Raw genomic sequence first — 26,729 nt, 5'->3', positions numbered from 1 at the left:
TAAATACAAAGAAAAAGCGGTAACCAGTTAACGTAAATTTACTGGTTACCAACTGGTTACCACTGGTTACCATTTTATACAGAAAGAAATTAACCCTATGAAATACAGTGCATTAGATGTTTTGCTTTCGTTGGTTGGCTTGGACGTGAGAGATGATACCGACACGGAGCAACACGCAACGGCCGCCGGTATTGAGCATTGAGGCGTGAAACTTCTAAGCCCTTTTTGTGGTTACAACAAAGGAGATATAAGCAAATGACTGACTTTACAGATGACAAACCTATTGAGCAGATAAATGACGTGGTAGATGAATATCCTATTGATCATATGTTTTTTAGTACAGATAGCGATGATAAATCCTGTCTTGACCATGAAAAATACAACGCTATTTATCAAATAAAAAACTCAAAAATGTTCTATGAAGCATTGGGGATATATTGGTTTAACGCTGAAAGAGTTGTAATCAGGGCTTTCCATGACTTCAAGCATTTAGAACAGCCTGAATTTTTCGGCTGGATAATAAAAGGCATAAAAGAAATTGAACGAACTGAACAAAAATGTTTGGAAGCTATTAAAAGATATGAGGAGGAATATAACCAGCCATATAATTATCTGGAGGAACTAAACCCTTTTGAATCCTTTATACTTGATGATGCAGATTGGGAAACAGCCGTAAATATGCTGAATTTCTTTACAGCAAAAGCCATTTTTGATTATGTAACAGAATTTGATGGCCTTAGTTACGAAGATAGGTTTTATAAATTTCAAGGACTTGCAAACTTTATAACCGCTTCTTTGGGAGCGATAGAACTTGAAGCCAATCCGGATGAATCTCTTATAGAAGCTGCCCGAAAAGGAGGACGCGCCAAGCAAAGCCCTTACGAAAAAGCCGGCACGATAACAGCAGTGAATGAGCTACTAGAAGAAAAACAAGATATTCTGAAACAAAAGGGCGGCAAAACGACATTGTACAAATTGATAAGAGATTTAATTGCTTCAGGAGTTATTCCCGCGCCTGGAGAGCCAACAGAAAAAACGATACTTAAATGGATAGACAACTTTAAAAATATGAAATGAGCAAGCTATTACAGGAAATCAGCAAGCTACTTCCTAGAAGCCGCCCTGATCGCCATGAATCAGGCATAGCCCACCCCATTCAACCCGCCCGCACACGCGGGCTTTTTCACACCTCGCCGAACCTGAAACGACACAAACGGTTCGTGTCGGATTGAGGAATATGCTGAGATATATCGAAAAGATGTAAAATGTACGGAAATGTGCCAGATTTAGATTGCCTGCTTTACAAACAACCGCATATAATTAAAAGTATGAAACCGCACAACGATACCATTTTCCAAGAGCCAAAGGCTGCCCAAGCGGCCGCCTTCATGCTGTACAAGGCAAACGGCAGGCTTGAAGTACTGAAGCTGATGAAGCTGATGTACTTGGCTGAACGTGAGTCTTTTTTGCGCTTCGGAGAAGGCCTGACAGGTGACGCATTGGTTTCAATGCCGCATGGCCCGGTACTCTCCATGACCTTGGATTTCATTAACGGCGGACATGAGTCCGTTCCAAACGGATGGGCAACGTGGGTTAGCGACCGCGAAAACAGAATGCTTGCCTTACGCGATCCAAGTATGATTCGGACGCCCGAGGAAGACTTATTGGCATTATCCGAAACCGATTTGGAAGTACTGGAATCGGTTTGGGAGAATTACGGCCATTATTCCGCATGGGATCTGCGCAACATGACCCACAACGGGTTATGCCCGGAATGGGAAGACCCTCACGGCTCAAGCCGCCCAATTCCCATCAAAAAACTGTTGTCTGTGCTTGGTTATGATGACGAACAAGCCGTAGCGATTGTAGAAAGACTGGAAGAACAGGCTTACATCAATCGCGCTTTCGGGTAGGAGACGGTATGCCTCAATCGTGGCAATGCAGGCAAGGAGAATGCCTACTCATCCCATCCGGTCCAAATAGCTACCAACACTTATTTACCATCCTAGTCAATCCGTGTATTCTGCCCAACCGTGGGAATAAGCCGCAGGTTCTTTCTGTCGGCATTTCTTCTATCCGGGAAAATATCCCATATGATAATGCCTGCATCATCAGGCAGGGAGAACATCCTTTTGTCCAACATGACAGTTATGTCCGCTACCGTGATGCAAGGATTGATGCCGTCGAACACATAGAAAACCGTGTGCACGAAGGGATATTCTCCGTGAAATCACCATGTAGCGAACAACTGTTGGGGCGTATCATTGCCGGGGCTTCAACATCACAATATGCCAGCAGGGAAGTTAAGCTTCTGATTGCAAAATTTGCTATAGCATAATCCTCCGCCCGCATTACGCGGGCTTTTTCGTATATCAAACATGAAATCAACTAGTTCATTTCATGAAATCAGCTAGCTATTACAGGAAATCAGCTAGCTATTACAGGAAATCAGCAAGCTACTTCCTAGAAGCCGCCCACAGAGGCGGCTATTCTTTTGCCTGTCATATAACCCCGACTAAGAAAGGCAATCAATGAATAACACTGTATTAAGAGTAAACGATACCGCCCGCGTTATGGGTGTTTCACGAGCGACTATCTGGAATTGGGTAAACCCTAAGAGCCGCCATCACCGCCCTGATTTTCCTAAGCCTATCAAACTTTCTGAAAATATTACCGGCTGGCTTTCCAGTGAGATTGAAGAGTATCTCAACAAACTGGCCGCCAAGCGTGAAGAGTAGGAGTTTTCGTAGCAATACGCGCGCGCGCGAAGAATCAGCGGGAATCTATCCCTTTAGACAAAATAAAACCGCCTGAACGGACATTCAGACGGCCAAACAAATTAAGAGGTAAAAAATTATGAAAAATTATTCTAGCAGTATTAAGGCCAAAACGCCAAGCCAAAGAGAGCGCATTTTAGCTCGATTGAGAAAAGGGAGCGTTACTTCATGGGAGCTGGCACAGATGGGCATACTTAGCTATAACACACGCATTATGGAGCTTCGCAGAGCCGGGCATGAAATCATAACCGTGATGGAAGAAGTGCAAAACCAATTCGGGGAGACCGTGAAATGCGGGCGGTTTTCTTTGCTGGTGTCGGGAAAGAGTAAGCATAACGCCGTCTAATCCCGTAAAAAACTATTTGACAGATTGAGCTTTGAGAAGCAGAATTTAGTTTCTCTCTCAAATACGATTAGCCCAAATCAGCAGGGTAAACGCTGATTTTTTATCGCCATTTTCCCCTATGGCGTTTGAAGCCTATCCACAGGCTTTGGACGGCGTATCAAAGTTTATGGCGGTGTGTGGTAACGGCAACGTCCACGCCTGACTAATCGCAGGAGAGAGCACCGCCCCCTATTTCGGGCATTTCTCAAATCTCACTTTACGATTAGGAGCATTTCAAATGCAATCTTGCACTTCTACCCAAATCCAAACCATTCAAAATCAAGCCCAAACGGTAACCATCCCCTTAGAGCTGGCAAACCGCATTATGAACGCGCTGTACTACGGCGGCGAATTTATCGCCAATACGGGCGCAATCATCGACACCATTTGCGACAACATGGCCGACCATTCCGTCCGCGACACCCCCATAAGTGCGAGCGGAAGCACGGCACGACTTGCCACAGTCATTCAAACCCTAGTCCCCCATGCGGAAAACTTGGAATCTTTCGATTTGTCATCCGAGCTTGCGGGATACATTCAAACTGACCCCGTCCCCGCGCCCTGACGATTCAGACGGCCTGAAAGAATGGGCTGCTTACAGCGTAACCCACGCCGGTTAAGCCCACCTATTCCCTGAAATTTACCCGCCTTTATGCCGCCTATTTCAGACGGCATAGGGCAAACTTCGCCCTAGTGTTTTTATAACTTATTGATTTTATTAGATTCACGTTTTGAAACACTGGAGGCATAGCAAAGGATAAACCATGAAACAGACCAATAAATCAGACCGTTTCCGCCGGTATTTAAACCGCGCCTTGCTGGTGTTTTGGGTGTTGCTTTTGGCTTTGGTAGTCCGAGCCTGTAACCAGCCCGCCCACGCCGACACGGAGCAACTAGAGCCGGAAACGCCCGCAATATGGGAAACAGACCCGACAGCCGGAATCGTTTTAGAACCTGTAACAGAGGAGGCAGAGCAATGAAGCCAACATATCAAGACATTAAAGCCGCCGCACAATACCACTGGCCGGAAATACACGCGGCATTAGGCATAGACACGCGATACCTGAAAAACAAACACCAGCCCTGCCCCGCGTGTGGAGGGAAAGACCGTTTCAGATATGACGACAAGGACGGAAACGGCACATTCATTTGCAGCCATTACAACAACGGCGCGGGCGATGGTTTCGGCTTGGTAATGCACTTTTTCGGGTGTGATTTTCAGACGGCCTTAAAGCAGGTTTCAGGCGTTTTAGGCATGGATAATGCAGACCCTTTGCCGATACCGCCCAAACACCCACAAGCGCAACCATGCCCCGAAAAAGACCAAATCGAGAAACTGGCCGAATTGTGGAGAAGCACAGAACCTATCCGCCCCGATTCCCCTGTTATCCAGTATTTGAAATCACGCGGTTTGGACATGGCGCATTTGCCCGAAAACGTCCGTTTTCTACCTGAAAAAGACTATTGGACAACGGGCGCGAATAAGCCGCTTTTGCTTGGCCGTTTCCCCTGTATGGTTTGCGCTATCCGCGATATGGACGAAGAGCTACAAGGCTTACACCTAACCTATTTACAGCCTAGCTATGACAAGCCATGCGGAGAGGACGGACTACACGCCCCACGCTATCAGAAACTAGCAATCAAAGACCCTGAAACGGGCGAAACATTACCGGCAAAGAAAATGAGAAGCCGTAAGAAAGGCAGCATATCGGGGCAAGCCGTCCACTTGTTCCCGATTCCTGAAAATGGCCGTCTTGTCATTGCAGAGGGCATAGAAACCGCCCTTGCCGCCCGTGAATTGTACAAGGCTTACGATTGGGGCTTATACGCAGCCTTAAGTACAAGCGGCATGACTAATTTTCACTTTCCGAACGGTATAAAAGAAATTGCGATTATTGCCGATAACGACACGCCCCGCCCTGTTGGTTACAGAGCCGCTTGTGACTTGGCAATGCGAGCCTTTAAGCAAGGGATCAGGGCAAAAGTATTGAAAAGCAAAACGCCCGGCTATGACGCATTAGACGAACTGAACGAGAAGAAGCAATCAGACAACCATTTCGGAGGACAGACAGCATGAAAAATACCGAAACAGCGAAGCAGGAAAGCACCAACGATTACAACCTTGAAAATGCCGAGCCATTCCGCCCACGCCCTCACTTTGAAATCGATAATCGGGGCGTATGGTGGGTAAACGTTAGAACCGACAAAGACGGCGATATTATCGAAGCAGAGCCGCTATTTCTTTCCGACCCTATCGACATTATAGGCACGGGGCAAGACAATGACGGCGCGTATTATCAGATTATCAAGTTTAAAGACAAAATCACACGCCGGCATAAAACCGCCGCCCTACCACAAGCAGAAATCGGCACAGTTCAAGGCTGGCAGCGTTTGCAGAATTTCGGCCTAGTCATCATGAGCGGGCGGGCAAAAAGGGAAAAACTGGCAGACTATTTGCAGAAAGAGGGAAGCCAGGCGGCCTTTACCATTACCGACCGCGCCGGGTGGAACGGGGAAGCCTACATACTGGCAGGCGGGGAAACCGTTAACGCAGACGGCACAAACATTCTATACAACGGAGACACCAGCCAAAAAGACGGTTACACAGAAAAAGGCAGCCTCAAGGAATGGCAGGATCAGGCCGCGCGATACGCAGAGAACAATAGCCGCCTATGCCTGGCGCTAGGATTAAGCATGGCCGCGCCATTCTTGGCACTTTTGAACGAAGAGGGCGGCGGCTTCCATTTGGCGGGCGATTCATCAAAAGGCAAAACAACCGCCGCGCGGCTTGCCTTGAGTGTATGGGGAGACCCTGAAACCACTAAAGGCAATTGGGACACTACCCCGCTTGGCTTACAGAATTTAGCTTTAGCCCGTAATGATGGCTTGCTAGTGTTAGATGAAATCGGGCAAACAGCCGACCCCCGAAAAATCCCGCAAATGGTTTACAGCGTTATCAACGGCGTTTCAAAAACACAGGGCGCAAAAGATGGCGGCAACCGCAGACAGAAAACATGGCGCAATCTGATACTTTCGACCGGCGAAATAAACCCGGAAAGCCTGATAGGAGACCGCGCCCAATGGAAAGCGGGTAACCATGTTAGATTGCCTGACATACAAGCAGAGGCAAGATATGGCATTTACGACACGTTACACGGCTTCGCAGATGGCGCGAAACTGTCGGAGCATATCAACCAAGCCACAGCCAAGCAACGAGGAACAGCAGGCCGCGCCCTTATCCGCCAAATCCTCAAAGATGGAAAAGAAGCCGCCGCCCAAGCCGTAGAAGCTAGCCGCGCCCGATTCCTTGAGACCTTACCACCAATGGAGGGACAGGCGCGAAGAATTGCCCGCCGCTTCGCCCTTTTGGCCGCCGTCTTGGAATATGCCGCCCCTATTACCGGCATGAGACAAGGAGCAGGAGAAGCAGGAGTAAGGCAGTGTTTCAATGAATGGCTTGAAGAAAACGGCACAGGAAACCGCGAAGACCGCCGAATCATTGAGCAAGTAACCGCCTTTATGGACGTTAACGCCCTATCTATGCGCTTTTCAGACTGGAACGCCCAAACCACAAACCAAAATCACGCAGGTTATCGGAAACAAGAGGGAAGCATAGATGAATATTGGATAATCCCCTTTACCTTTGAAAATGAAGTCTGTAAAGGATATAGCCTGCGTAAAGTGTGTGAAGTCCTACATGATCACGAATGGTTAAAAAAAGCCGATAACGGCAGATGGCAACACCAGCGCAAACGCAACGGCAGTGCAAGCCGATTCTATGTTTTGATGGGAGAAGCCCCGCCCGACTTTGACGAATAACCAAGAGCAAGCCCGCTATTACCGACAATGGCGGGCTTTTTTACGTCCAAACATTCAGGCAGACCAACCAAGAAAGCATAAAATCAACAGGAAGCCCCTAAATTTCAAAAATTAGGACTGTTTGCCCCTTTCCTTATACCAACCCTTGTGTATCGAAATAAATATTGACTTTAACCCTAGGTCAAAGTTTATGATTTGTGTTCCTTTAGTTATCACATAGGCGAAAAACATGAAAAAACTTATGACTTTTATCACACTTAGCGCTATTGCAATTTCAAATTATGCCCAAGCTAATGAGCAACCGCATCAAGCACACATGAATATGCAAATGTCGACAGGTTCTGCAATGCAACAAGAATTAATGCAAGGTATGGATCAAATGAATCAAGACATGATGGCAGCTGCGCAATATAAAGATCCTGATGTTGCTTTTGCAGCAGGTATGCTGCCACACCATATTGGCGCAGTAAAAATGGCGGAAGTTGAATTAAAATACGGAAAGGATCCTGAAATGCGTAAGCTTGCTGAGGATATTATTAACGCACAACAAGCGGAAATTGAACAAATGCAAAAATGGCTTAAAGCACACAACAAAAAAAAGTAAGCCGTAGCCTGCATCCTCGCTAACCGCGTTCTTTAAAACCAAGGTGTAGCAACTGTATTTTTCACCCCGTCTGGCAAAAATACAGTTGCTACCCAATCAATGAAACACGTTTACAGCGCAATTTTAGTCTATTTACGCCATATCTACCCAAAAGGCAGGCAGTGGAATAAATAATTTCGACACCAATACGCGCGCGCGCGTAATAACGCAGTCCCTAGATTTTTGCAAGTCCATGAAAAGAAAGCAAAAGGCGGCGGGTAACCACTTAACCGGCACTGGTAACCAATGACAAGAGCATAACTTGTTACCGCATTATCGTTGATTTATAAAGGTTTTTAGGGGCTGGTAACCAAGTAACCAGAGTAACCAGTGCATTTTGTATATATATATAGCGTTTTAAATTTGAGATGGAAGCCGCCGGCCTAATCACTCAAATAACAACACGCACCAAAAAAAGTTATAATGACCGGCACTAGACTGCTAAATTATTTTTTGACCTTTGCAAAATGTGGTGATATTTGTGGGGATATTTGAATTGCTTTATTATTTTTATAATATAAAACAATGAATTATCTCTTTAGTTCATGTCCCTCCGTCCGCACCACACTCAAAATGAGCAGCTTTCGGGCTGCTTTTTTTACATCTATTCCACTATATACCCTATTCAAAATCAAAACTGCTTTTAATTTTTTGACCTTTGCAAAAAAGGGGTTTATTTGGGGGTATAACAGACGTTTCCACTTATCTTTCAGACGGCCTATCATTTATGTTGAATCCATCGCAAAAACTTGTCGAATTGGTCCGTATCCTTGAAGAACGTGCCTATATTTTTCCGGGAGATCCCGTTCAGGCGACGGAAGCGTTGCGACATATTGATGGCGGCAACGAGGAAAAACTGATACACCGTGCCCAAATTATTGACCGCGACCAGCATTTGAAATATGTGTTGCAACAGGTGGAGACAGGCTCGTTTTGGCTTTGGATTGTTGCGGCGACGTTGTTGTTTACGGTCGGTTTTTCCAGTACTTATCTTTTGATGGACAATCAGGGGCTGAACTTTTTTCTGGTATTGGCCGGGATTTTGGGCATGAATACAGTCATGCTGCTGGTGTGGCTGGCGACTTTATTCCTGCATTTGAAAAATGTGCACTTTATCAGCAGTCCGGCAACTTGGTTCCGAGGCAAAGATCCTGTCAATCAGGCAATTTTGCGGCTTTATGTGGATGAATGGCGCAAACCGCAAACGCGTTGGCTGATTGGTGCAACTTCACACGGTCTGTGGCTATGCACGCTGTCGGGAATGTTGGTTTCTGTTTTGCTGCTGCTTTTGGTGCGTCAATATACGTTCAACTGGGAAAGTACGCTTTTAAGTAATACGGCATTGGTGAAAACGGTTGAGGCTTTGTCATGGCTGCCGGAACGTTTGGGCTTTCCTGTTCCCGACAGTCAGGCAGTAATTGCAGGCCGTCTGAACAATCATATCGAAGATGCACGCGCTTGGGCGGGTTTACTCATCGGCAGCATTATCTGCTATGGCATTCTGCCGCGCTTGCTTGCTTGGCTGGCTTGCAAGATTACTTTAAAAACCCTTCGCGAACGTTTGGATTTGAATCAGCCCTACTATCAAAACATCCTCCGCACATGGCAAACGAAAATTGTCGACGCCGATGATTTTCAGGAAAACATCGTTCCCGTTTCATCTAAAATTACGCTGAATAATGCGCCCAAATGGGCTGTTACACTGGAAACGGAATGGCCTGATCCGCTTTGGTTTTCCGGCGTTTTGGCGCAAGAATGGATAGACAAAGGCGTGGCCGCCGGCAGAAAAGATTTGGAACAATTAGAAGCCGAATTGAAACAAACTCCGGCGCAACTTCTCATCGGCGTACGCACGCAAACTGTTCCCGACCGCGGCATTTTGCGTCAAATCAGCCGCTTGGCCGAAGCTACGGACGGCGGCGTTATCATTCAGCTTTTGAATCAAGACAGTTTCTCTGAAGATTTGGATACCAAACTGGATTATTGGCGCGATGCGCTGGCAGAGAGAAACATTGCCTGGCTGGAGCCGACCCGTTTGGCACAAGAAAAACGGCAAAGCGCTATTTGACAGATAAACCGAAGGCCGTCTGAAAACTGATGTTTGGGTTTCAGACGGCCTTATTTATTGTTGAGGGTTCATCTTAATGATGTTCGTGGCGATGCTCTTGATGATGTTTGGGCTTGGCTGCGTGGTGTTTGGCTTTAGGTGCAGGTTTTTTCATTTTTTGCAGTTTGGCTTTTTCGTGCATACGCTCTTGTTTCGGATGCATTTCGTGTTTGCCGTGTGCAGAAGCGACAGGAGCAAATACCAAGCCGGCAGCCGCAACCATCAAAGAGGTCATTTGAATCAGTTTTTTCATATTTATCTTCTTTCAAGGAGTTGATTTGAGGTAAAAATAAGAATTTATTCGCACTCAAGCGATGGACAAATATTAATGGCTTTGACTGTCAGCTGCTGTCAGCATTCGGCGAAATCTGTTCAAAATTTGGCAATAGAAGTATGGCGACACAATGATGTAGCAAGGTTTTGAAAGTTTACCGTCAATTTTGACAAAACGTCTTTACACATTTCCCAAACGACAAAAAGCGCGAACCTTTCGATTCGCGCTTTTTTTCAGATGGCATCAATTATTTTTTGTCGTCTTTTACTTCTTCAAAGTCGGCATCTACAACGTCGTCGTCTTTCTTAACTGAAGACTCGGCTTGTGCGCCCTCGCCTGCTTGTGCTTCGGCTTGCGCTTGAGCGTAAACCATTTCGCCCAATTTTTGGCTGGCTGCGCCCAAAGCCTCGGCTTTGGCATCGATAGCGGCTTTGTCGTCGCCTTTAACTGCTTCTTCAGCTTCTTTCAACGCAGCTTCGATTTTTTCTTTCTCGGCAGCGTCGAGTTTGTCGCCGTAGTCAGCCAGAGATTTTTTCACAGAGTGAATCAGAGCTTCGGCTTGGTTGCGGGAAGCGACCAATTCAGTCAGTTTTTTATCTTCTTCAGCGTTGGCCTCGGCATCTTTTACCATGCGTTCGATTTCCTCTTCGCTCAAACCTGAAGAACCTTGGATGGTAATGTTGGCTGCTTTGCCAGTACCTTTGTCTTTGGCAGAAACGTGCAAGATACCGTTGGCGTCGATGTCGAAAGTAACTTCAATTTGTGGCATACCGCGTGGTGCAGGTGCGATGTCGGTCAAGTTGAACTGACCCAAAGATTTGTTGGCAGAAGCGCGTTCGCGTTCGCCTTGCAGTACGTGGATGGTTACTGCGCTTTGGTTGTCTTCGGCAGTAGAGAACACTTGAGACGCTTTAGTCGGAATAGTAGTGTTCTTTTGAATCAGCTTGGTCATCACACCGCCCATGGTTTCGATACCCAAAGACAGAGGAGTTACGTCCAGCAGCAATACGTCGCTACGGCCGCCGCTCAATACTTCGCCTTGAATCGCTGCACCTACGGCAACAGCTTCGTCAGGGTTCACGTCTTTACGAGGCTCTTTACCGAAGAAGGCTTTAACGGCTTCTTGTACTTTCGGCATACGGCTTTGACCGCCGACCAAAATCACGTCGTCGATGTCGCTGGTGCTCAAGCCGGCATCTTTCAATGCAACTTTACAAGGCTCGATAGAACGTTGGATCAAGTCTTCAACCAGGCTTTCGAATTTGGCGCGGGTAATTTTCATGGCCAAGTGTTTCGGACCGGTTGCGTCCATAGTGATGTATGGCAGGTTGATTTCAGTTTGCTGACCGCTGGACAATTCGATTTTAGCTTTCTCAGCAGCTTCTTTCAGACGTTGCAGAGCCATTACGTCTTGTTTCAAATCAATGCCTTGTTCTTTTTTGAACTCGTCAATGATGTAGTCGATCAAGCGTTGGTCGAAGTCTTCACCGCCCAAGAAAGTATCGCCGTTGGTAGCCAATACTTCAAATTGTTTGTCGCCGTCGAGGTTGGCGATTTCGATGATGGAGATATCGAAAGTACCGCCACCCAAGTCATATACGGCTACTTTGCGGTCTTTGTTGTCGCCTTTGTCCATACCGAATGCCAAAGCGGCAGCGGTCGGCTCGTTGATGATGCGTTTTACGTCCAAACCTGCGATGCGACCTGCGTCTTTAGTCGCTTGACGTTGACTGTCGTTGAAGTAGGCAGGAACGGTAATCACGGCTTCGGTGACTTTCTCACCCAAGTAAGCTTCAGCGGCTTCTTTCATTTTGCGCAGGACCTCTGCGGAAACTTGCGGCGGAGACAACTCTTTGCCTTGCGCTTTCACCCATGCGTCACCGTTGTTGGCTTTGATGATTTCGAAAGGCATGGATTCGATGTCGCGTTGGACTTCTTTGTCTTCAAATTTATGACCGATCAAACGTTTTACAGCGTAGATGGTGTTTTTAGCGTTGGTTACGGCTTGGCGTTTTGCCGGTGCGCCGACGAGGACTTCGCCGCCGTCCAAATAAGCGATAACGGAAGGAGTGGTGCGTGCACCTTCTGCATTTTCGATGACTTTGGTTTGACCGTTTTCAGAAATGGCCAAACAAGAGTTGGTTGTACCTAAGTCAATACCGATTACTTTTGCCATATTATGTTGCTCCTAATAAATAAACTTTTCTAAATTAATAATCCTGTGGAACATTTCGTTCCGATGGCTTGTAAATAAGGTTGCTTCATTTTTTTTCAAGGCTTAATTTGAATTTTTTTTTAAATTAAATTCAAGTATTTGATTTATTTATCCACAAGCCGTTTATTCTTTTTTCAGATGGCCGGCTTTAATTTTCCGATTCCGGTTTATCGGAATGATTTTCCAATAGCGGAACATCAGGCTTTAAAACCAGATAAGGCCGTCTGAAGATTTTATGCTTGATAAACTTTATCAAGCGGTGCCTTCAATCTTCTTTTTTCGCCACGACAACCATCGCAGGACGCAGCACACGGTCAGATAGTGTGTAGCCTTTTTTCATCACGCTGACGATGGTATTCGGCTCTTGCTCGCTGACGACTGCCTGCATCGCTTGATGTTGGTGCGGATCGAGTTTGTCACCCGGCTGTGGGTTGATTTCTTTAATGTGTGTGGCATCAAATGCTTTTTGCAGCTCGTTCAAAGTCATTTGCACGCCCATTTTCAGGGCATCGAAATTACCGCTTTGGTCGAGCAGCGCCATTTCAAGATAGTCTTTGACAGGCAGCATTTCGGCCGCAAATTTTTGTCCGGCGAATTTATGGGTATCGGCAATTTCTTGCTGATGGCGGCGGCGCAGGTTTTGCTCGTTTGCCAAACCGCGCAACTCGCTGTCTTTGAGTTGGCCTTCCAACTCGGTGACACGCGCCTGAAGCTCTTCGTAAGTCGGTTCTGCTTGTTCGGTTTCAACGGTTTCGGCAGTTTCTACGGCTGCCGCTTCTTCTGCTTCGTGTTGATGTTGTTCGTTATGCTCCGTCATTTCTGACATCCTTTTAGCGTGTTGATATTCGATGTTTCATATATAAGGCCGTCTGAAAAAACTTCAAGCATTTGAACGTCGATTATCAAATGCCTTGTTAAAAGACGTTGGAAAACGGTAAGATAGCCATCTGATTTTATTCTTCAGACGGCCTCGAATATGAAAAAAGACCATTTGAATTCAACCGATTTTAATCTGTGGCACACCATCCGCGAAGAAACCGAAGCTGCCGCCGCGGCCGAACCGATGCTGGCAAGCTTCCTGCATCAAACCGTGTTGCGCCACGATTCGCTCGATTCGGTACTTGCCTACCATCTTTCCAGCAAGCTCGGCAGCCCGATTATGGATGTGCGCGCGCTGTTTGAAATTTATCAGCAGGCTTTGAGCGTGGACACCCGTATCAGCAAATGTGTCGAGGCCGACTTGAAAGCCATTTACGAGCGCGATCCGGCTTGTGACGAATATTCGCTGCCGCTGTTGTATTTCAAAGGCTTCCACGCCGTACAGGCACACCGCATCAACCACTGGCTCTATCAAAACGGCCGTAAAACGCTGGCGTATTTCCTGCAAAACCGCATGTCGGAAGTCTTCGGTGTCGACATTCACCCGGCCGCCCGTTTCGGTCACGGTTTAATGCTCGACCATGCCACCGGTTTTGTGGCCGGCGAAACCGCCGTCTTGGGCAACAATATTTCCATCCTCCACGGCGTAACGCTGGGCGGTTCGGGCAAAGAAAGCGGCGACCGCCACCCAAAAATCGGCAATGGCGTGATGATTGGTGCGAACGCTTCGATTCTGGGCAACATCCGCATCGGCGAAAATGCCAAAATCGGCGCAGGCAGCGTGGTGGTTGCCGACGTGCCGTCTTCGATTACCGTTGTCGGCGTACCGGCCAAACCGGTCGGCCGCTCTTCCAAAACTCCGTCTGCCGATATGGATCAAAGCATTCAATTATCGACTACGGATTTTGTAATTTAAGCAATCTGCCATTTAAAAGGCCGTCTGAAAGATTTGTTCTTTCAGACGGCCTTTTATGATTTAAATCTTAGTGTCAACCGCGTTTGCGCAAGGCTTCCAAATGCGTTTTAACCTGCTTGACTTTCTCTTCGGTAAACAGCTTGGCAATGTTTTTCCAAATGCTGTGATAACCGTAAGGACCATGTTGCATTTCGGCTTTTGCTTCTTCCACCGGCCAGCCTTGATAGATGATGCGGTACATTCCGGCAATCAAACCGGTGCGGTCCGCGCCGTGATAACAATGGATAAGTACCGCGCCATTTTGCTGTTGTTTTTCAATCAGGTATAGGATTTCCGCAATCTCTTTCGGCTTAATGCTCCATGACAGCAACGGACGGTTTAGCAAGGTTAAACCATACGCCTTCAAATGGTCGTCATCGTTGCGGTCGAAAAAGCGCAGGTTGATCACGCTTTGAATGCCCAGCTTGACAATGGCTTCGCCATCTTCGGCAACGGGCTGCTCGCTGCGGTAAAGCTTGTCATCGATGCGATAAAGGTTGGCATCGTGTTTGACGGGCGTTGCCCAACGTGCGGACTGAACGGCTTTGCTGCCGTTATCCGGCGGCGCGGACGAGCAAACAACGGGCAAGCCGGAAGCGAGAAGGCACAATAAAAGACGGCGCATAAAATTCCTGTATGAAAATCAATGGGAAAACAAATATCGAAAGATTTTATCAAAACCCATCCGGATATTCTATCCGCGCAAACCGCGTTACAATAAAGCCTCTTTTTCAGACGGCCTTTCATCATGACCTGCCTTGCTTGGAACACCACACCCACCCTTGCCGACCTTTGCCGCGCCATCGAACACCATACCGCGCCGCTTTATTTGATTGTCTGCCTGCCTGAAAACCATATTCCCGATTTTCCATTATCGAATCAGCCATCCGAGCTTGAAGGCCGTCTGAACAACCGCCTCGTTCAAGCCATGAAATGCCTTCAGTTCAACAGCGTCAATGTTTTGGAAAACCTATTGCCTGACGTGCACCTTTGGCTGGTTCCGCCACACCGCGCCGACCGCTTACACGAACATTTCCCTCATATCGAATGGCAAACCGAAGCCATACCCCAATCCACCCCCATTACTCTAAAACCTTGGTTCAGACGGCCTGAACATCAAGCCGCACCCGAACACGTCCTGATCATCGGCGCAGGCATTGCTGGCGCAGCGACCGCGCGCAAACTGGCGGAGCACGGCGTACGCGTTACGGTTTTGGAGGCAGGCAAAGCGGCGCAGGCAGGCAGTGGTAACCGCCAAGGCTTGCTCTACGCCAAAATCTCGCCACACGATACCGAACAAACCGAGCTGTTGCTGACAGGCTACGGCTACACGCGCCGATTGTTGGAAGACTTGCTGCCCGACTCCGACGTATGGGGCGGCGACGGCGTATTGCATTTGAATTTTGACGAAAGCGAACGTAAACGCAATCAAACCTTGGGTTTGCAACACCAGCATAAACACCTCTACCGCAGCGTATCTGCCGAAGAGGCTGCGCACATTGCAGGCATAGACGTATTTTCAGACGGCCTTTACTGGCCGCAAGGCGTATGGCTGAATCCGCCCGCCGTCGTGCATACCTTATTGAATCATCCGCTGATTGAGTTGCACGAACACTCGCCGCTGACCGCCGTATCGCATGACGGCACACAATGGACGGCACACACACCGGATGCGCATTTCAATGCCAGCCATATCGTTTACTGCATGGGCGCGCACAGCCCGACTGCCGCCGACACCAACGTCTCCGCCCTGCCTTTCCGCCAAATCCGCGGACAAACCGGCGTTGTATCCGCCAGCCCGTTTTCACAAAAACTGCGTTGCGCCATTTCCGGCGAAAGCTACATCAGCCCGAGCTGGCAAGGCCGCCACTGCTACGGCGCGACATTTGTCCTCAACAGCAACGATGAAACTTGGTATCCAAACGAAGAAATCGACAACCGCGCCGCCCTTCAACAACTCAATCCCCCATTGGCACAATCCCTGTTTGATCAAGATTCGTTTTCAGACGGCCTTCACGATACACAAGGCCATGCCGCCCTGCGTTGCGACAGCCTCGACCACTTGCCCGTTGTCGGCGCGCTCGGCGACATCGCCGCCATGCAGTCCGCCTACGCCAAGCTGGCATTGGACAAAAACTACCGCCTCGACAATATCCCCTGCCCTTACCTGCCCAATGCCTACATTAATACGGCACACGGTACGCGAGGCCTGGCGACAGCCCCCATCTGCGCCGCCGCCATTGCGGCCGAAATACTCGGCTTGCCCCATCCGCTATCGCAAAGGCTGAAAACCGCGCTACACCCCAACCGTGCCATCATCCGCGCGATTGTTCGGCAGCAGCCGTTGTTATCCGTTTAAAGATTTCGTTTTAAATAAAAAAGGCCGTCTGAAAGTCATCAAAACTTTCAGACGGCCTTTAGCTATCCGTTAACTGCTTAGAATTTCCATTCCAGCGATACAGCGTAATTGCGGCCTGGGGCGCGGTAGCGGTCTAAGCCTTTGCCGTCTTTATCCACAGAGTTCGTGGTGCTGTAGCTGTACAGGCCGCGCAGGGAATCCCAAGTGGTGTATTTGCGGTTGAACACATTATACACGCCGGCGCGCAAAGTCAGGTTTTTAGCCGGTTTGTAGAAGCCGTACATATCAAACACATAAGCCGATTTGTTCAGCCATGGGTAATCTTTTACCTTTTTCTGCAAAGGCGTACCCCAGCCGTTGTCTTCATAAACGGTATATTGTGCGTCTTTGGCCTTTTTCGCTCCCAGATAGGTCAGGCGGGAGAACACGCCCCATTTTTCGCTCGGGCTTTCGTAGTCGATGCCGGCAATCACTTTCAGCGGTTGGGTGGACAGAAGGCTGTTGTCGCCCGACAGTTTGCTTTTCGCGTAGCCCAGCGAGCCGAACAGTTTCCAGCCTTCAGGTACGAAAGAAACCACTTGACCCAAATTCAGACGGCCTGTCAGCTCAAGACCACGGATTCGGGCCTTGTCGATGTTTTGCATCTGCCATTCCAGTTTTTCGGAATAAGGATTGCTGCATATACCGTAGTAAGCATTTTCCTCAGTACAGCCAGGTTCACCGCTAGTGGTCAGCTTCTGCTCTTCCGACAAGAAGTTACGGTAATTGCTTTGATACAGGTTGGCATCCAAAGTACCTTTTTCGCTGCGGCCTTGCAGAGAAAGGGTATGGGTGGTGCTGCGCTCGGCTTTCAGGTTCGGATTAGGCAACCATTTACCTGAGCGGTGGTTGTAAGTGAAATACACTTCAGACGCATTCGGCACGCGGAAACCGGAAGTTACATCGTAACCCAAACGCCATGTCTGACTCAGCTGTGCAGCCAAGCCGACAAAACCGCTCCAGCCTTTATAAGTGTTGGCTGCAGGTGGTGTTTTGTCACAAGCATGACACTCGGCATTCAGTTGCTGCGGCGTCATTTTGGTGTAGTCGTAACGGATACCTGCGCGGCTGCTGAACACGTCGTTCCATTGGATTTGATCAGACAGCGAGAAACCGTAGTTGTTGGTTTTCACCGGATGCTGAATCGTGCTGGACGTGCGTAAAATACGGCCGCTGAAGTAGTAATCGTCGCGGTTTAAGTTTTCAAACTCACGTTGGCTGGCGAAAGTTTTAAACGACAGGCGGTGTTGCCCGCCCAGTTGCAACGGCTGGCTGTCCATACGCAGCGTAATGCGTTTGAAGGTTGTATCCATGCTGCGGTTGTAGATTTCGTCCAAATCCTTCTGGTTGTAGTTGCGCGTCCAGGTGGAATAATCCATCGGGAACGAGCCTTTGTTGTTAACCGCCGCCACTTTGGTTTTCTGATAATCGAAGTCTGCCTTCAACAACGACAACCAATTTGAATCAGGCGTCCATTCGTAAAACAGGTTGGCATTGCGCCGTCTGTTGACATCGTCGGCTTCGCGCCAGGAAGAATCGGTCAGGTTATAAGACTCTTCAACCGTGTAATTATGCCCCTGCTGACCGTTGAGCGATGCGCCGATACGATGGTTGTCGTTGATTTGATAAGCAATCTTACCCAAGAAGCTGTGGTATTTATGTTTGGACGGATCAGGAATACCGCGCGCAGAACCACGGATATTCGCTCCGCTGCCGGCACCCTCTACCGGATAGCCACGCTCGCCCGCACTTTCGGTCTCATGACCGCGACGTTGCGAATACAGCAAAGCAGCATCCACGCGGTCGTTGCTCACGCCGAAACCAAGTGTATTTGTCCATTCGCGGTTGCGGCTGCTGTAACCGTTTTTCATCATCACGCCGAACTGACGCTCAGGCAACAGCAAATCATGACCTTGCAGGGTTTGGTAATTTACGCCGCCACCCAATGCGCCGCTGCCGGTATTGAAAGAGTCAGCGCCCTTCACGATTTCAATGTTGCGCACGAGTTCGGGGTCGATAGACAGACGCGAACTGTTGAAGTTGCCATAACGGGCATACAGTGAGTTTTCTTCAGAATCAGGCAGGCTCACGCCATCAATGCTGACACCGACACGGTTGCCTTCCACGCCACGAATGGCAAAGCCTTTTTGATGGCGGCCGCTGTCGCTCAAGCCGACATCGGTGGAGTAACGCACCAAGTCTTTGTTGTCGCGTATCATTTCCTGTTGAATGCGGCCGAGGTTGACACGTTCCACGGTTGCAGGCGCATTACGCTGGCCTTTAACGCGGACTTCTTTTATCTCTGCTTTAACGGGTGTGGTTTCAGTTACAGCTTTATCCGCTGCCAAGACTGGATTGCCGAAAATACTGCCGACCAGCGCGGCAATAGGAAGCATGTGTAATGGTTTCATATTATCAACTCAAGGTGTAATGGATTGTTCATCCATCAGTTAATGCATAATAAATTTTCTGATAATCATTAATATTTAATAAGACAGCAACCCGTACAAATAAATCTGTGTCGTGTAATTAAAGGTCTCTGCAAACATCCATGCCGAGACCTTGTTTGTTTCATTATTTTTAGTGTCTGTGCGGCATCATGCCTTCGGGGGCTTCTGTGCCTTCCGGCAAACCGAAGGTTTCACGCAGAATCACTTTATAGAAGGCAAACGCTTCCTGCGCTCCTTGAATGGCTTCTGCTTCTGCTTCCGGAGTTAAGTTCAGGGCATTCAGGTGCTCGACGAAGGCGCGCCAGTGTTTGCCGCGGCCGTTGGGATGCGGGGCCAGGTGGCGTGCGCCGTGTTCGCCGTTGTATTCGAGTTTTTGAGCGTGTTTGAACAAGAAAGCAGCACCCAAATTTGAACCTTCGGCGCAATAGAGCCAGCCGATGGCTTTATTGCCTGTTTCATGCGGCAATTCTTTGTCGAATTTGTAAGGCTCTTCACCCAAGTCTTTTAGGTCTTGGGTTACGGCATCGTAACGCGCCATGTATTCGAGTTCGGGAATGGCTTTGTTTAATTCGGCATCTTTATAGATGTGATCGACAGCTTTGTGGAAGACTGATTGGAGTTTCAAAAATTTGATGTAGTTTTCTTTGCTGACGAAAGGCTGAACAAACATAACCAAGTTATCAACGCTGTCGTGTGTAACTGTGGTTTGCTCTTTCAAGCGTTTGGCGAAAGTCAGCTCTTGTGTTTCACTCATGATGTTTCCTTTGAATTAAGAGACTAATGGTTTCAGACGGCCTTTATAGTTAAAAATACCGTCTAATTTGAAAAGAATCGTTTTAAAAACAAAGAAGATAATTTTTAACCTGCTTCAGATTCGTTGACCGCGTACCTTCCACAGATCTACAAGACTCATCGTGTTTTTAAATATTGAGAATATATATTATTTTTAATATAATAACAATAAACCAAACTAAGACCTATTAATAAAATTTAACAGCCCATAGCAATAACCTTCTAAACCCTTTTCAAACTTTTCAGACGGCCCAAACCTTATTAAGCAGCCGCCATTCAATCAAATATCGACCTAAATTTGGGCTATCCTTCTGTTTTCCTTTATAATGCGACATTCTTTGCACCTTCTTTATCCCCTGCCGAACCATGAAACGGATTCCTGCCTACCATCGCTGGTGGCGCTACAAGTCTTATCTTCCTGATGCGACGCTGCCTGCACATACGGTGGAATGCCCGGATTGCGGCTGCCGTATGGATATTCCGCGCCTGCGTCAGGGACAGGAAGCGCATTGTCCGGTGTGCAACCATGAAATTGTGGAGGTGGAAAACAATCCGTATATCGCGCCGATTGCCTATGCGCTGACAACCTTGATTCTGATGGCGTTCGCGTACAATATGGTGTATATCCGCGTGGATTTGTTCGGCGTAACATCGATTTTGTCGTTGCCGCAAATGATGCGGCTTTTGATTTCGCTGGATTACGGTTTTCTGGCGGAAGTGATGTTTATCCTCACCTTCGGCGCGCCCTTACTGTTTCTGCTGCTCTGCCTTTATGTTTATACGGCTTTGATACGCGAAAAGGCCTACCCTGCGCTGCGCTTTGCAACGCGTGTATTGGTTCGGCTGCGTCATTGGATTATGGTGGATGTGTTTTTCATTTCCACTTTGGTGGCATATATCAAGCTCTCGTCCGTTGCTACAGTGGAATTCGGCTCAGCGTTTTATCTGATGTTTCCGCTGTCGGTCATGCTGATTCGGACTTCGGTATCGATTCCGCAGCATTGGGTTTATTATAAGATTCACCGTTTAACCGGCGGCCATGCGGTTCAGACGGCCACTGAAGACAAAATCTGTTGCAGCCGCTGCCTGTATTTCCGCAATAAAGACGAGCAGCCTTGCGGCGTATGCGGCGCAGACTTATACCGCCGCCGCCCGAAAAGCCTGAGCATTTCGCTGGCGTTTTTAATGGCGGCGTTTATCCTGTATTTCCCTGCCAACATCCTGCCGATTATGATTTCGTCCAATCCGACGGCTTTGGAGATCAACACGATTTTCAACGGCATTGTTTATATGTGGGACGATGGCGATCGGTTGATTGCCGTGATTATCTTTAGTGCCAGTATTATGGTGCCGGTTTTGAAGATTATTGCGATGGCGGTTTTGATTTATTCCGCATACTTCAAACCCGTGATGAGCGCGGAAAAGATGTCGGTTTTGTATCGGATCACCGAATCCATCGGCCGCTGGTCGATGATTGATATTTTTGTGATTATTATTTTGATGAGTTCGTTCCACACCAATATGGCGCGCGTCGTGCCGGGTGGTGCGGCGATTTACTTCTGCCTGGTTGTTATTTTGACCATGCTTTCGGCCTATTATTTCGATCCCCGTCTGATTTGGGACAAGCAACAGCAGCTTTCAGACGGCCTTGATTCTGACCAGACCTTAACACAATGAAAAAACACGATTCTTCACCCAATTATCATGCCCCAGCGCGTGTCAAGAAAACCAATGTCTTCACGTCTATCGTGTGGCTGATTCCGCTGATTGCGCTAATTGCCGGCGGCTGGCTTTTGGTTAAAGACATCCGCAACCGCGGCCCTGTCGTTACACTGTTGATGGACAGCGCCGAAGGCATCGAAGTCAACAACACCGTTATTAAGGTGTTGAACGTCGATGTCGGACGCGTTACCCGCATCAAATTGCGCGACGACCAAAAAGGCGTGGAAGTTACTGCCCAGCTCAGCGCCGACGCCAAAGACCTTATCCGCAGTGATACCCAATTTTGGGTGGTCAAACCGCGTATCGACCAAAGTGGCGTTACCGGCTTGGGAACCTTGCTTTCCGGCTCATATATTGCATTTACACCGGGCAAAAGCCAAGAAACCAAAGATGTATTTGTCGTCCAAGACATTCCGCCGATTGCCGCCATCGGTCAAAGCGGCCTGCGCCTGAATTTGATCGGCAAAAACGACCGCATCCTCAACGTCAGCAGCCCTGTTTTGTATGAAAACTTTATGGTCGGTCAAGTAGAAAGCGCGCATTTCGACCCGTCCGACCAAAGCGTGCATTACACCATTTTCATTCAAAGCCCCAACGACAAACTGATTAATTCCGCCAGCCGTTTTTGGCTGGAAAGCGGCATTAATATCGAAACCACAGGCAGTGGTGTCAAACTCAATTCCGCCCCTCTGCCTGCCCTGCTGTCCGGTGCGATTTCGTTTGATTCGCCCAAAACAAGCGACAGCAAAAACGTCAAAAGCGAAGACAGCTTCACGCTTTATGACAGCCGCAGCGAAGTCGCCAACCTGCCTGACGACCGCTCGCTGTACTACACCGCATTCTTCAAACAATCCGTACGCGGCCTGTCTGCCGGTTCGCCTGTCGAATACAAAGGCCTGAATGTCGGCGTGGTTTCCGATGTCCCTTATTTCGACCGCAACGACAGCCTGCATTTGTTTGAAAACGGTTGGATTCCCGTACGCATCCGCATCGAGCCTTCCCGTTTGGAAATCAATGCCGACGAGCAAAGCAAAGAACATTGGAAACAACAATTTCAGACGGCCTTAAACAAAGGCCTGACCGCCACCATCTCCAGCAACAACCTGCTGACCGGCAGCAAAATGATTGAGTTGAACGATCAACCTTCCGCCTCGCCTAAGCTGCGACCGCATACCGTTTATGCAGGCGATACCGTTATCGCGACCCAAGGCGGCGGTTTGGACGATTTGCAGGCAAAAGTGGCCGATTTGTTAGACAAGTTCAACAATCTGCCATTGGATAAAACCGTTGCCGGCTTGAACGGTTCGCTTGCCGAGCTCAAATCCACACTCAAATCTGCCAATGCTGCTTTAAGCTCTATCGACAAACTGGTCGGCAAACCGCAGACACAAAACATTCCGAACGAGTTGAACCAAACCCTGAAAGAGTTGCGTCAAACCCTGCAAGGCGTATCGCCTCAATCGCCTATCTACGGCGACGTACAAAATACGCTGCAAAGTTTGGACAAAACCTTAAAAGACGTTCAACCCGTGATTAATACTTTGAAAGAAAAACCCAACGCGCTGATTTTCAACAGCAGCAGCAAAGACCCTATCCCGAAAGGAAGCCGATAATGCGCCTCTTCCCGATTGCCGCCGCCCTGACGCTTGCCGCCTGCGGCACTGCTCAAAGCACACAATATTTCGTCCTGCCCGACAGCCAGTACATCCGTCCGGCTGCGTATGGCAACGAAATCGCGGTCAAAGTCAACCTTGCCGAACCGCTTGCCAACGGCGGCCTCGTTTACCAAACCGATGCCTATCATGTGAATCTGGCGAAAAACCACCTTTGGGCGGCACCACTCGATGGCGCGTTGGCGGCCAACCTCAGCAACAAGCTCAACCGCCTCAATCCGCGCCATACTTTCGTCCCTGCTTCACGCAGCCAAAGCAGCCAAACCCTAAAAGTCTATATCGAAGCCTTCCAAGGCAGCTATCAGGGGCAGACCACCATCAGCGGTTATGCACAATGGCCGGACGGACGCAGCAAACCGTTTAACGCCGTCACGCCGCAGCAAGGCGACGGCTATACCGCCATGCTCGAATCGTTGGAAAACGGTTTGTCACAGGTTGCCGATACGATTGCTTATTAAACGAAAGGCCGTCTGAACATTTTCAGACGGCCTTTTTTATGTCTCAAACATTCATTACAACGCGCGGTCAAAATACAGAGCCACGCCGGATCGCTCGCTCATCGCCAGCAAATAATCCATCAATTTTTGCGGCCATTGAATACCGCGCACAACGGTCAGGTTGCGCAAAATAGGGAAAGTCAGGATATCTTCCAAACTGATTTCACCGCCCAAGCCCTCGCCTTCGCACACCAGCGCTTCCAGTTCTGCCAAGTCTTGATGCAGACGCTCCAGATATTGCGCCGTTTTGTTCAGATTAGTCTCGAAATTGCCGATACTTTTCTCTTTTTTGTCGATAAAGTATTTTTTCGCTTCATCAGTCTCAAATTCGGGCAGGCCGATTTTGACCATGCGCGGCTGTACCAATTTGTTATTGTATTCACCCACTTTGTCCAACCAAGCCTGTACTTCTGGACGAACTTCTTCTTTCAGACGGCCTTGATCGATGTAACGGACAATATCCAAACTCTCGCCCATAAACGAACCGTCTTCTTTTTGCAAAATCGGCACTTGTTTTGAACCAATCATGCCAATCGGCGTAGCTTCATCATCGTTTGCTAAGACGACCTCTTCCACCGCCACATCGCGCAAGCCGAAAATCATCCTTGCACGAACGCAAAACGGGCAATGGTCGTAAATATACAGTTTCATCAAAATACTCCTTAAAATTTCAAAACGGTTAACCATAACACCCAAGGCCGTCTGAAACAAGGCTTCCTGAAACATAGTGCCACCTTCGCATACAAATCTAGGGCTGCCGGCAATAAACTGTTACAATGGCAACGTTTTTATCAAAAAGAAAAAAACGCACGCCATGACCACTATTCGCCAAACGCCCCAAACATCGAGCGTAACGCTGGAAGGCCTCCTCGCATGGTTCGACAGCTATGTTGCCGCGCTGCCTGATCCCGATAAAAACCTGATTCAGACGGCCTTTGACCTGGCTAAAGAACATTATCCCGCCGATGCCCTAACGACTTACGGCGAGCCTTTAATGGAACATTTCCTCGGCTCGATGCAAATCGTCAGCGAACTCGACTTATTGCCCGATGCCGTGGCGGCTACGATTTTGTCCGACATCGGCAAATACGTTCCCACTTGGCAAGAATTGGTTGCCGAACGCTGCAACAGCACCGTTTGCGAGCTGGTCAAAGGCGTAGACGAAGTACAAAAACTGACCCAATTCGCCCGCGTGGATAGCCTTGCCACGCCGGAAGAACGCAGCCAACAAGCCGAAACCATGCGCAAAATGCTGTTGGCGATGGTTACCGACATCCGCGTCGTCCTGATCAAACTGGCGATGCGCACGCGCACCCTGCAATTCTTAAGCAACGTTCCCGACAATCCTGAAAAACGCGCCGTTGCCAAAGAAACCCTCGACATTTTTGCCCCGCTCGCCAACCGCTTGGGCGTGTGGCAACTCAAATGGCAGCTCGAAGACTTGGGCTTCCGTCATCAAGAGCCGGAAAAATACCGCGAAATCGCCCTACTTTTGGACGAAAAACGCACCGAGCGCCTCGAATACATCGAAAACTTCCTCAATATCCTGCGTACGGAACTGAAAAAATACAATATTCATTTTGAAGTTGCCGGAAGACCGAAGCACATCTACTCCATTTACAAAAAAATGGTGAAGAAAAAGCTCACTTTCGACGGCCTGTTCGACATCCGTGCCGTACGGATTTTGGTGGACACCATTCCCGAGTGTTACACCACCTTGGGCATTGTCCACAGCCTCTGGCAGCCGATTCCGGGCGAGTTCGACGACTATATCGCCAACCCAAAAGGCAACGGCTATAAAAGTTTGCACACTGTCATCGTCGGCCCGGAAGACAAAGGTGTGGAAGTCCAAATCCGCACCTTCGACATGCACCAATTCAACGAATTCGGTGTTGCCGCCCACTGGCGTTATAAAGAAGGTGGCAAGGGTGATTCCGCCTATGAACAGAAAATCGCTTGGTTGCGCCAACTCTTGGACTGGCGCGAAAACATGGCCGAAAGCGGCAAAGAAGACCTTGCCGCCGCTTTCAAAACCGAGCTGTTCAACGACACGATTTATGTTTTGACTCCGCACGGCAAAGTCCTCTCCCTGCCTACGGGCGCCACCCCCATCGACTTTGCCTATGCCCTGCACAGCAGCGTAGGCGACCGTTGCCGCGGCGCAAAAGTCGAAGGACAAATCGTGCCGCTGTCAACGCCGTTGGAAAACGGACAACGCGTTGAAATCATTACCGCCAAAGAGGGAAATCCTTCCGTCAACTGGCTCTACGAAGGCTGGGTCAAATCCAACCGCGCCATCAGCAAAATCCGTGCCTATATCCGCCAGCAAAATGCAGATACCGTGCGCGAAGAAGGCCGCGCCCAATTGGACAAACAGTTGTCAAAAATCTTCCCAAAACCCAATCTGCAAGCATTGGCGGAAAAACTCGGCTTCAAAAAAACCGACGAACTCTATACGGCCATCGGTCAGGGCGAAGTTTCCAACCGCGCCATCCACAAAGCCTGCGGCGCGCTGAATGAACCGCCTCCCGTGCCGATTGATGAAACCAATATCGTCAAGCAGTCCAAAATCAAAAAAGGCGGCAAAAATGGCATTTTGATTGACGGCGAAGACGGCCTGATGACCACGCTTGCCAAATGCTGCAAACCAGCACCTCCTGACGACATTATCGGTTTCGTTACACGCGACCGCGGTATTTCCGTCCATCGCTGCACCTGCCCTTCTTTCCGCCACCTCGCCGAGCAGGCTCCGGAAAAAGTGTTGAATGCAAGCTGGGCAGCCTTGCAAGAAGGACAAGTATTTGCCGTCGATGTCGAAATCCGCGCTCAAGACCGCTCCGGTTTGCTGCGCGACGTTTCGGATGCGCTGGCGCGTCATAAACTCAACGTTACCGCGGTGCAAACCCAATCGCGCGATTTGGAAGCCAGTATGCGCTTTACCCTTGAAGTCCGCCAAGTCAACGACCTGCCGCGCGTATTAGCCAGCTTGGGCGACATCAAAGGCGTTTTAAGCGTAACGCGCTTATAATTCCCATTCCCCCATCTAAAGGCCGTCTGAAAGTATTGCTTTCAGACGGCCTTTCACACATCGGCTGCCAATATATAACCTACGCTTCTATCCTTACAATCAGCCGTTATTTCCT

The 26,729-nt window shown here is 48.7% G+C and carries 24 protein-coding genes; 17 read left to right on the top strand and 7 right to left on the bottom strand.

From position 1 onward, the window contains the following. Positions 1-255 precede the first annotated feature (255 nt). The 11 genes from HMPREF2952_RS04135 (at position 256) to HMPREF2952_RS04080 (ending at position 9,692) form a co-directional block, all read left to right on the top strand. Positions 256-1,077 carry a hypothetical protein gene (locus HMPREF2952_RS04135; protein WP_070587524.1) on the top strand — a complete coding sequence of 274 codons (822 nt, stop codon included), beginning with the start codon at positions 256-258 and terminating at the stop codon, positions 1,075-1,077. Positions 1,078-1,328: 251 nt separating this feature from the next. Continuing rightward, positions 1,329-1,913, top strand: a complete 585-nt coding sequence (locus HMPREF2952_RS04130) for a Panacea domain-containing protein (protein ID WP_083300551.1) — start codon at positions 1,329-1,331, stop codon at positions 1,911-1,913. A gap of 8 nt (positions 1,914-1,921) precedes the next feature. Beyond that, on the top strand, positions 1,922-2,338 hold the full coding sequence (locus tag HMPREF2952_RS04125; RefSeq protein ID WP_070587521.1) for a hypothetical protein: 417 nt from the start codon (positions 1,922-1,924) through the stop codon (positions 2,336-2,338). Positions 2,339-2,531: 193 nt separating this feature from the next. Continuing rightward, a complete protein-coding gene (locus HMPREF2952_RS04120; protein WP_070587518.1) occupies positions 2,532-2,738 on the top strand; it encodes a helix-turn-helix transcriptional regulator in 207 nt (68 codons plus the stop codon). A gap of 118 nt (positions 2,739-2,856) precedes the next feature. Next, positions 2,857-3,123 carry a helix-turn-helix domain-containing protein gene (locus HMPREF2952_RS04115; RefSeq protein ID WP_070587516.1) on the top strand — a complete coding sequence of 89 codons (267 nt, stop codon included), beginning with the start codon at positions 2,857-2,859 and terminating at the stop codon, positions 3,121-3,123. Between the two features lie 277 nt (positions 3,124-3,400). Continuing rightward, positions 3,401-3,727 (top strand): hypothetical protein, encoded by a 327-nt coding sequence (locus tag HMPREF2952_RS04110; protein ID WP_070646041.1) that lies wholly within the window; start codon positions 3,401-3,403, stop codon positions 3,725-3,727. Between the two features lie 199 nt (positions 3,728-3,926). Then, complete coding sequence (locus HMPREF2952_RS04105; RefSeq protein WP_049344711.1) at positions 3,927-4,142, top strand: hypothetical protein; 216 nt, start codon at positions 3,927-3,929, stop codon at positions 4,140-4,142. After that, positions 4,139-5,239 carry a DUF7146 domain-containing protein gene (locus HMPREF2952_RS04100; RefSeq protein ID WP_070695311.1) on the top strand — a complete coding sequence of 367 codons (1,101 nt, stop codon included), beginning with the start codon at positions 4,139-4,141 and terminating at the stop codon, positions 5,237-5,239. Before HMPREF2952_RS04105 ends, HMPREF2952_RS04100 begins: the two co-directional genes overlap by 4 nt. Beyond that, on the top strand, positions 5,236-6,981 hold the full coding sequence (locus tag HMPREF2952_RS04095) for a DUF927 domain-containing protein (protein ID WP_070629772.1): 1,746 nt from the start codon (positions 5,236-5,238) through the stop codon (positions 6,979-6,981). The genes HMPREF2952_RS04100 and HMPREF2952_RS04095 overlap by 4 nt, the downstream gene beginning before the upstream one ends. 229 nt (positions 6,982-7,210) lie before the next feature. Further along, positions 7,211-7,585 carry a CopM family metallochaperone gene (locus HMPREF2952_RS04090; protein WP_070440423.1) on the top strand — a complete coding sequence of 125 codons (375 nt, stop codon included), beginning with the start codon at positions 7,211-7,213 and terminating at the stop codon, positions 7,583-7,585. Positions 7,586-8,351: 766 nt separating this feature from the next. Next, complete coding sequence (locus HMPREF2952_RS04080; protein WP_049336242.1) at positions 8,352-9,692, top strand: DUF2868 domain-containing protein; 1,341 nt, start codon at positions 8,352-8,354, stop codon at positions 9,690-9,692. A 73-nt stretch (positions 9,693-9,765) separates the two neighbouring features. Here HMPREF2952_RS04080 and HMPREF2952_RS04075 read toward each other — a convergent pair whose 3' ends face one another. From HMPREF2952_RS04075 to grpE, 3 genes are all read right to left on the bottom strand, one after another. After that, positions 9,766-9,984: a hypothetical protein gene (locus HMPREF2952_RS04075; RefSeq protein WP_049336244.1), complete on the bottom strand. Its 219-nt coding sequence runs from the start codon at positions 9,982-9,984 to the stop codon at positions 9,766-9,768. A gap of 268 nt (positions 9,985-10,252) precedes the next feature. Beyond that, positions 10,253-12,181: a molecular chaperone DnaK gene (dnaK, locus tag HMPREF2952_RS04070; protein ID WP_049336246.1), complete on the bottom strand. Its 1,929-nt coding sequence runs from the start codon at positions 12,179-12,181 to the stop codon at positions 10,253-10,255. A gap of 304 nt (positions 12,182-12,485) precedes the next feature. Next, positions 12,486-13,046, bottom strand: a complete 561-nt coding sequence (gene grpE / locus HMPREF2952_RS04065; RefSeq protein WP_049336248.1) for a nucleotide exchange factor GrpE — start codon at positions 13,044-13,046, stop codon at positions 12,486-12,488. Between the two features lie 150 nt (positions 13,047-13,196). On the opposite strand from grpE, the gene cysE reads away from it, so the two are divergent. After that, on the top strand, positions 13,197-14,015 hold the full coding sequence (gene cysE / locus HMPREF2952_RS04060) for a serine O-acetyltransferase (RefSeq protein WP_004520667.1): 819 nt from the start codon (positions 13,197-13,199) through the stop codon (positions 14,013-14,015). A gap of 73 nt (positions 14,016-14,088) precedes the next feature. On the opposite strand, the gene HMPREF2952_RS04055 is transcribed toward cysE, so the two are convergent. Further along, a complete protein-coding gene (locus tag HMPREF2952_RS04055; RefSeq protein WP_070695310.1) occupies positions 14,089-14,679 on the bottom strand; it encodes a tyrosine-protein phosphatase in 591 nt (196 codons plus the stop codon). A gap of 123 nt (positions 14,680-14,802) precedes the next feature. Between HMPREF2952_RS04055 and mnmC the strand changes: the two genes are divergently transcribed. Continuing rightward, positions 14,803-16,413, top strand: coding sequence for an FAD-dependent 5-carboxymethylaminomethyl-2-thiouridine(34) oxidoreductase MnmC1 (mnmC, locus tag HMPREF2952_RS04050; protein ID WP_070695309.1), 1,611 nt, complete (start codon positions 14,803-14,805; stop codon positions 16,411-16,413). Between the two features lie 77 nt (positions 16,414-16,490). Here mnmC and HMPREF2952_RS04045 read toward each other — a convergent pair whose 3' ends face one another. Together HMPREF2952_RS04045 and HMPREF2952_RS04040 are read right to left on the bottom strand one after the other, a co-directional pair. Next, the gene (locus HMPREF2952_RS04045) at positions 16,491-18,863 is read right to left on the bottom strand and encodes a TonB-dependent hemoglobin/transferrin/lactoferrin family receptor (RefSeq protein WP_070695308.1); all 2,373 of its coding nucleotides are present in this window, start codon (positions 18,861-18,863) and stop codon (positions 16,491-16,493) included. 169 nt (positions 18,864-19,032) lie between these two features. After that, positions 19,033-19,656 carry a biliverdin-producing heme oxygenase gene (locus HMPREF2952_RS04040; protein WP_036493824.1) on the bottom strand — a complete coding sequence of 208 codons (624 nt, stop codon included), beginning with the start codon at positions 19,654-19,656 and terminating at the stop codon, positions 19,033-19,035. A gap of 404 nt (positions 19,657-20,060) precedes the next feature. Here HMPREF2952_RS04040 and HMPREF2952_RS04035 point away from each other — a divergent pair, with 404 nt between their 5' ends. From HMPREF2952_RS04035 to HMPREF2952_RS04025, 3 genes are read left to right on the top strand one after another with little or no spacing between them, the layout of a single operon-like run. Next, complete coding sequence (locus tag HMPREF2952_RS04035) at positions 20,061-21,371, top strand: paraquat-inducible protein A (protein WP_079453695.1); 1,311 nt, start codon at positions 20,061-20,063, stop codon at positions 21,369-21,371. After that, the gene (gene pqiB / locus HMPREF2952_RS04030; RefSeq protein ID WP_049336255.1) at positions 21,368-23,029 is read left to right on the top strand and encodes an intermembrane transport protein PqiB; all 1,662 of its coding nucleotides are present in this window, start codon (positions 21,368-21,370) and stop codon (positions 23,027-23,029) included. Before HMPREF2952_RS04035 ends, pqiB begins: the two co-directional genes overlap by 4 nt. After that, positions 23,029-23,547 (top strand): PqiC family protein, encoded by a 519-nt coding sequence (locus HMPREF2952_RS04025; protein ID WP_070695307.1) that lies wholly within the window; start codon positions 23,029-23,031, stop codon positions 23,545-23,547. Before pqiB ends, HMPREF2952_RS04025 begins: the two co-directional genes overlap by 1 nt. Positions 23,548-23,601: 54 nt before the next feature. Here HMPREF2952_RS04025 and HMPREF2952_RS04020 read toward each other — a convergent pair whose 3' ends face one another. Then, positions 23,602-24,312 carry a GrxB family glutaredoxin gene (locus HMPREF2952_RS04020; protein ID WP_070695306.1) on the bottom strand — a complete coding sequence of 237 codons (711 nt, stop codon included), beginning with the start codon at positions 24,310-24,312 and terminating at the stop codon, positions 23,602-23,604. An 88-nt stretch (positions 24,313-24,400) separates the two neighbouring features. Here HMPREF2952_RS04020 and HMPREF2952_RS04015 point away from each other — a divergent pair, with 88 nt between their 5' ends. Beyond that, on the top strand, positions 24,401-26,614 hold the full coding sequence (locus HMPREF2952_RS04015; RefSeq protein ID WP_070695305.1) for a RelA/SpoT family protein: 2,214 nt from the start codon (positions 24,401-24,403) through the stop codon (positions 26,612-26,614). Positions 26,615-26,729 lie beyond the last annotated feature (115 nt).

It is taken from the genome of Neisseria sp. HMSC068C12, from assembly GCF_001814095.1.
Taxonomy (GTDB): Bacteria; Pseudomonadota; Gammaproteobacteria; order Burkholderiales; family Neisseriaceae; genus Neisseria; species Neisseria perflava.
Note: the sequence above shows the minus strand (reverse complement) of the source record. Positions and strands in the feature narration are given on the sequence as shown.

Excerpts from the sequence above, each read along its gene's own strand:
- HMPREF2952_RS04135 (WP_070587524.1), top strand. The coding sequence starts at position 256 with ATGACTGACTTTACAGATGACAAACCTATTGAGCAGATAAATGACGTG.
- HMPREF2952_RS04130 (WP_083300551.1), top strand. The coding sequence starts at position 1,329 with ATGAAACCGCACAACGATACCATTTTCCAAGAGCCAAAGGCTGCCCAA.
- HMPREF2952_RS04125 (WP_070587521.1), top strand. The coding sequence starts at position 1,922 with ATGCCTCAATCGTGGCAATGCAGGCAAGGAGAATGCCTACTCATCCCA.
- HMPREF2952_RS04120 (WP_070587518.1), top strand. The coding sequence starts at position 2,532 with ATGAATAACACTGTATTAAGAGTAAACGATACCGCCCGCGTTATGGGT.
- HMPREF2952_RS04115 (WP_070587516.1), top strand. The coding sequence starts at position 2,857 with ATGAAAAATTATTCTAGCAGTATTAAGGCCAAAACGCCAAGCCAAAGA.
- HMPREF2952_RS04110 (WP_070646041.1), top strand. The coding sequence starts at position 3,401 with ATGCAATCTTGCACTTCTACCCAAATCCAAACCATTCAAAATCAAGCC.
- HMPREF2952_RS04105 (WP_049344711.1), top strand. The coding sequence starts at position 3,927 with ATGAAACAGACCAATAAATCAGACCGTTTCCGCCGGTATTTAAACCGC.
- HMPREF2952_RS04100 (WP_070695311.1), top strand. The coding sequence starts at position 4,139 with ATGAAGCCAACATATCAAGACATTAAAGCCGCCGCACAATACCACTGG.
- HMPREF2952_RS04095 (WP_070629772.1), top strand. The coding sequence starts at position 5,236 with ATGAAAAATACCGAAACAGCGAAGCAGGAAAGCACCAACGATTACAAC.
- HMPREF2952_RS04090 (WP_070440423.1), top strand. The coding sequence starts at position 7,211 with ATGAAAAAACTTATGACTTTTATCACACTTAGCGCTATTGCAATTTCA.
- HMPREF2952_RS04080 (WP_049336242.1), top strand. The coding sequence starts at position 8,352 with ATGTTGAATCCATCGCAAAAACTTGTCGAATTGGTCCGTATCCTTGAA.
- HMPREF2952_RS04075 (WP_049336244.1), bottom strand. The coding sequence starts at position 9,984 with ATGAAAAAACTGATTCAAATGACCTCTTTGATGGTTGCGGCTGCCGGC.
- dnaK (WP_049336246.1), bottom strand. The coding sequence starts at position 12,181 with ATGGCAAAAGTAATCGGTATTGACTTAGGTACAACCAACTCTTGTTTG.
- grpE (WP_049336248.1), bottom strand. The coding sequence starts at position 13,046 with ATGTCAGAAATGACGGAGCATAACGAACAACATCAACACGAAGCAGAA.
- cysE (WP_004520667.1), top strand. The coding sequence starts at position 13,197 with ATGAAAAAAGACCATTTGAATTCAACCGATTTTAATCTGTGGCACACC.
- HMPREF2952_RS04055 (WP_070695310.1), bottom strand. The coding sequence starts at position 14,679 with ATGCGCCGTCTTTTATTGTGCCTTCTCGCTTCCGGCTTGCCCGTTGTT.
- mnmC (WP_070695309.1), top strand. The coding sequence starts at position 14,803 with ATGACCTGCCTTGCTTGGAACACCACACCCACCCTTGCCGACCTTTGC.
- HMPREF2952_RS04045 (WP_070695308.1), bottom strand. The coding sequence starts at position 18,863 with ATGAAACCATTACACATGCTTCCTATTGCCGCGCTGGTCGGCAGTATT.
- HMPREF2952_RS04040 (WP_036493824.1), bottom strand. The coding sequence starts at position 19,656 with ATGAGTGAAACACAAGAGCTGACTTTCGCCAAACGCTTGAAAGAGCAA.
- HMPREF2952_RS04035 (WP_079453695.1), top strand. The coding sequence starts at position 20,061 with ATGAAACGGATTCCTGCCTACCATCGCTGGTGGCGCTACAAGTCTTAT.
- pqiB (WP_049336255.1), top strand. The coding sequence starts at position 21,368 with ATGAAAAAACACGATTCTTCACCCAATTATCATGCCCCAGCGCGTGTC.
- HMPREF2952_RS04025 (WP_070695307.1), top strand. The coding sequence starts at position 23,029 with ATGCGCCTCTTCCCGATTGCCGCCGCCCTGACGCTTGCCGCCTGCGGC.
- HMPREF2952_RS04020 (WP_070695306.1), bottom strand. The coding sequence starts at position 24,312 with ATGTTTCAGGAAGCCTTGTTTCAGACGGCCTTGGGTGTTATGGTTAAC.
- HMPREF2952_RS04015 (WP_070695305.1), top strand. The coding sequence starts at position 24,401 with ATGACCACTATTCGCCAAACGCCCCAAACATCGAGCGTAACGCTGGAA.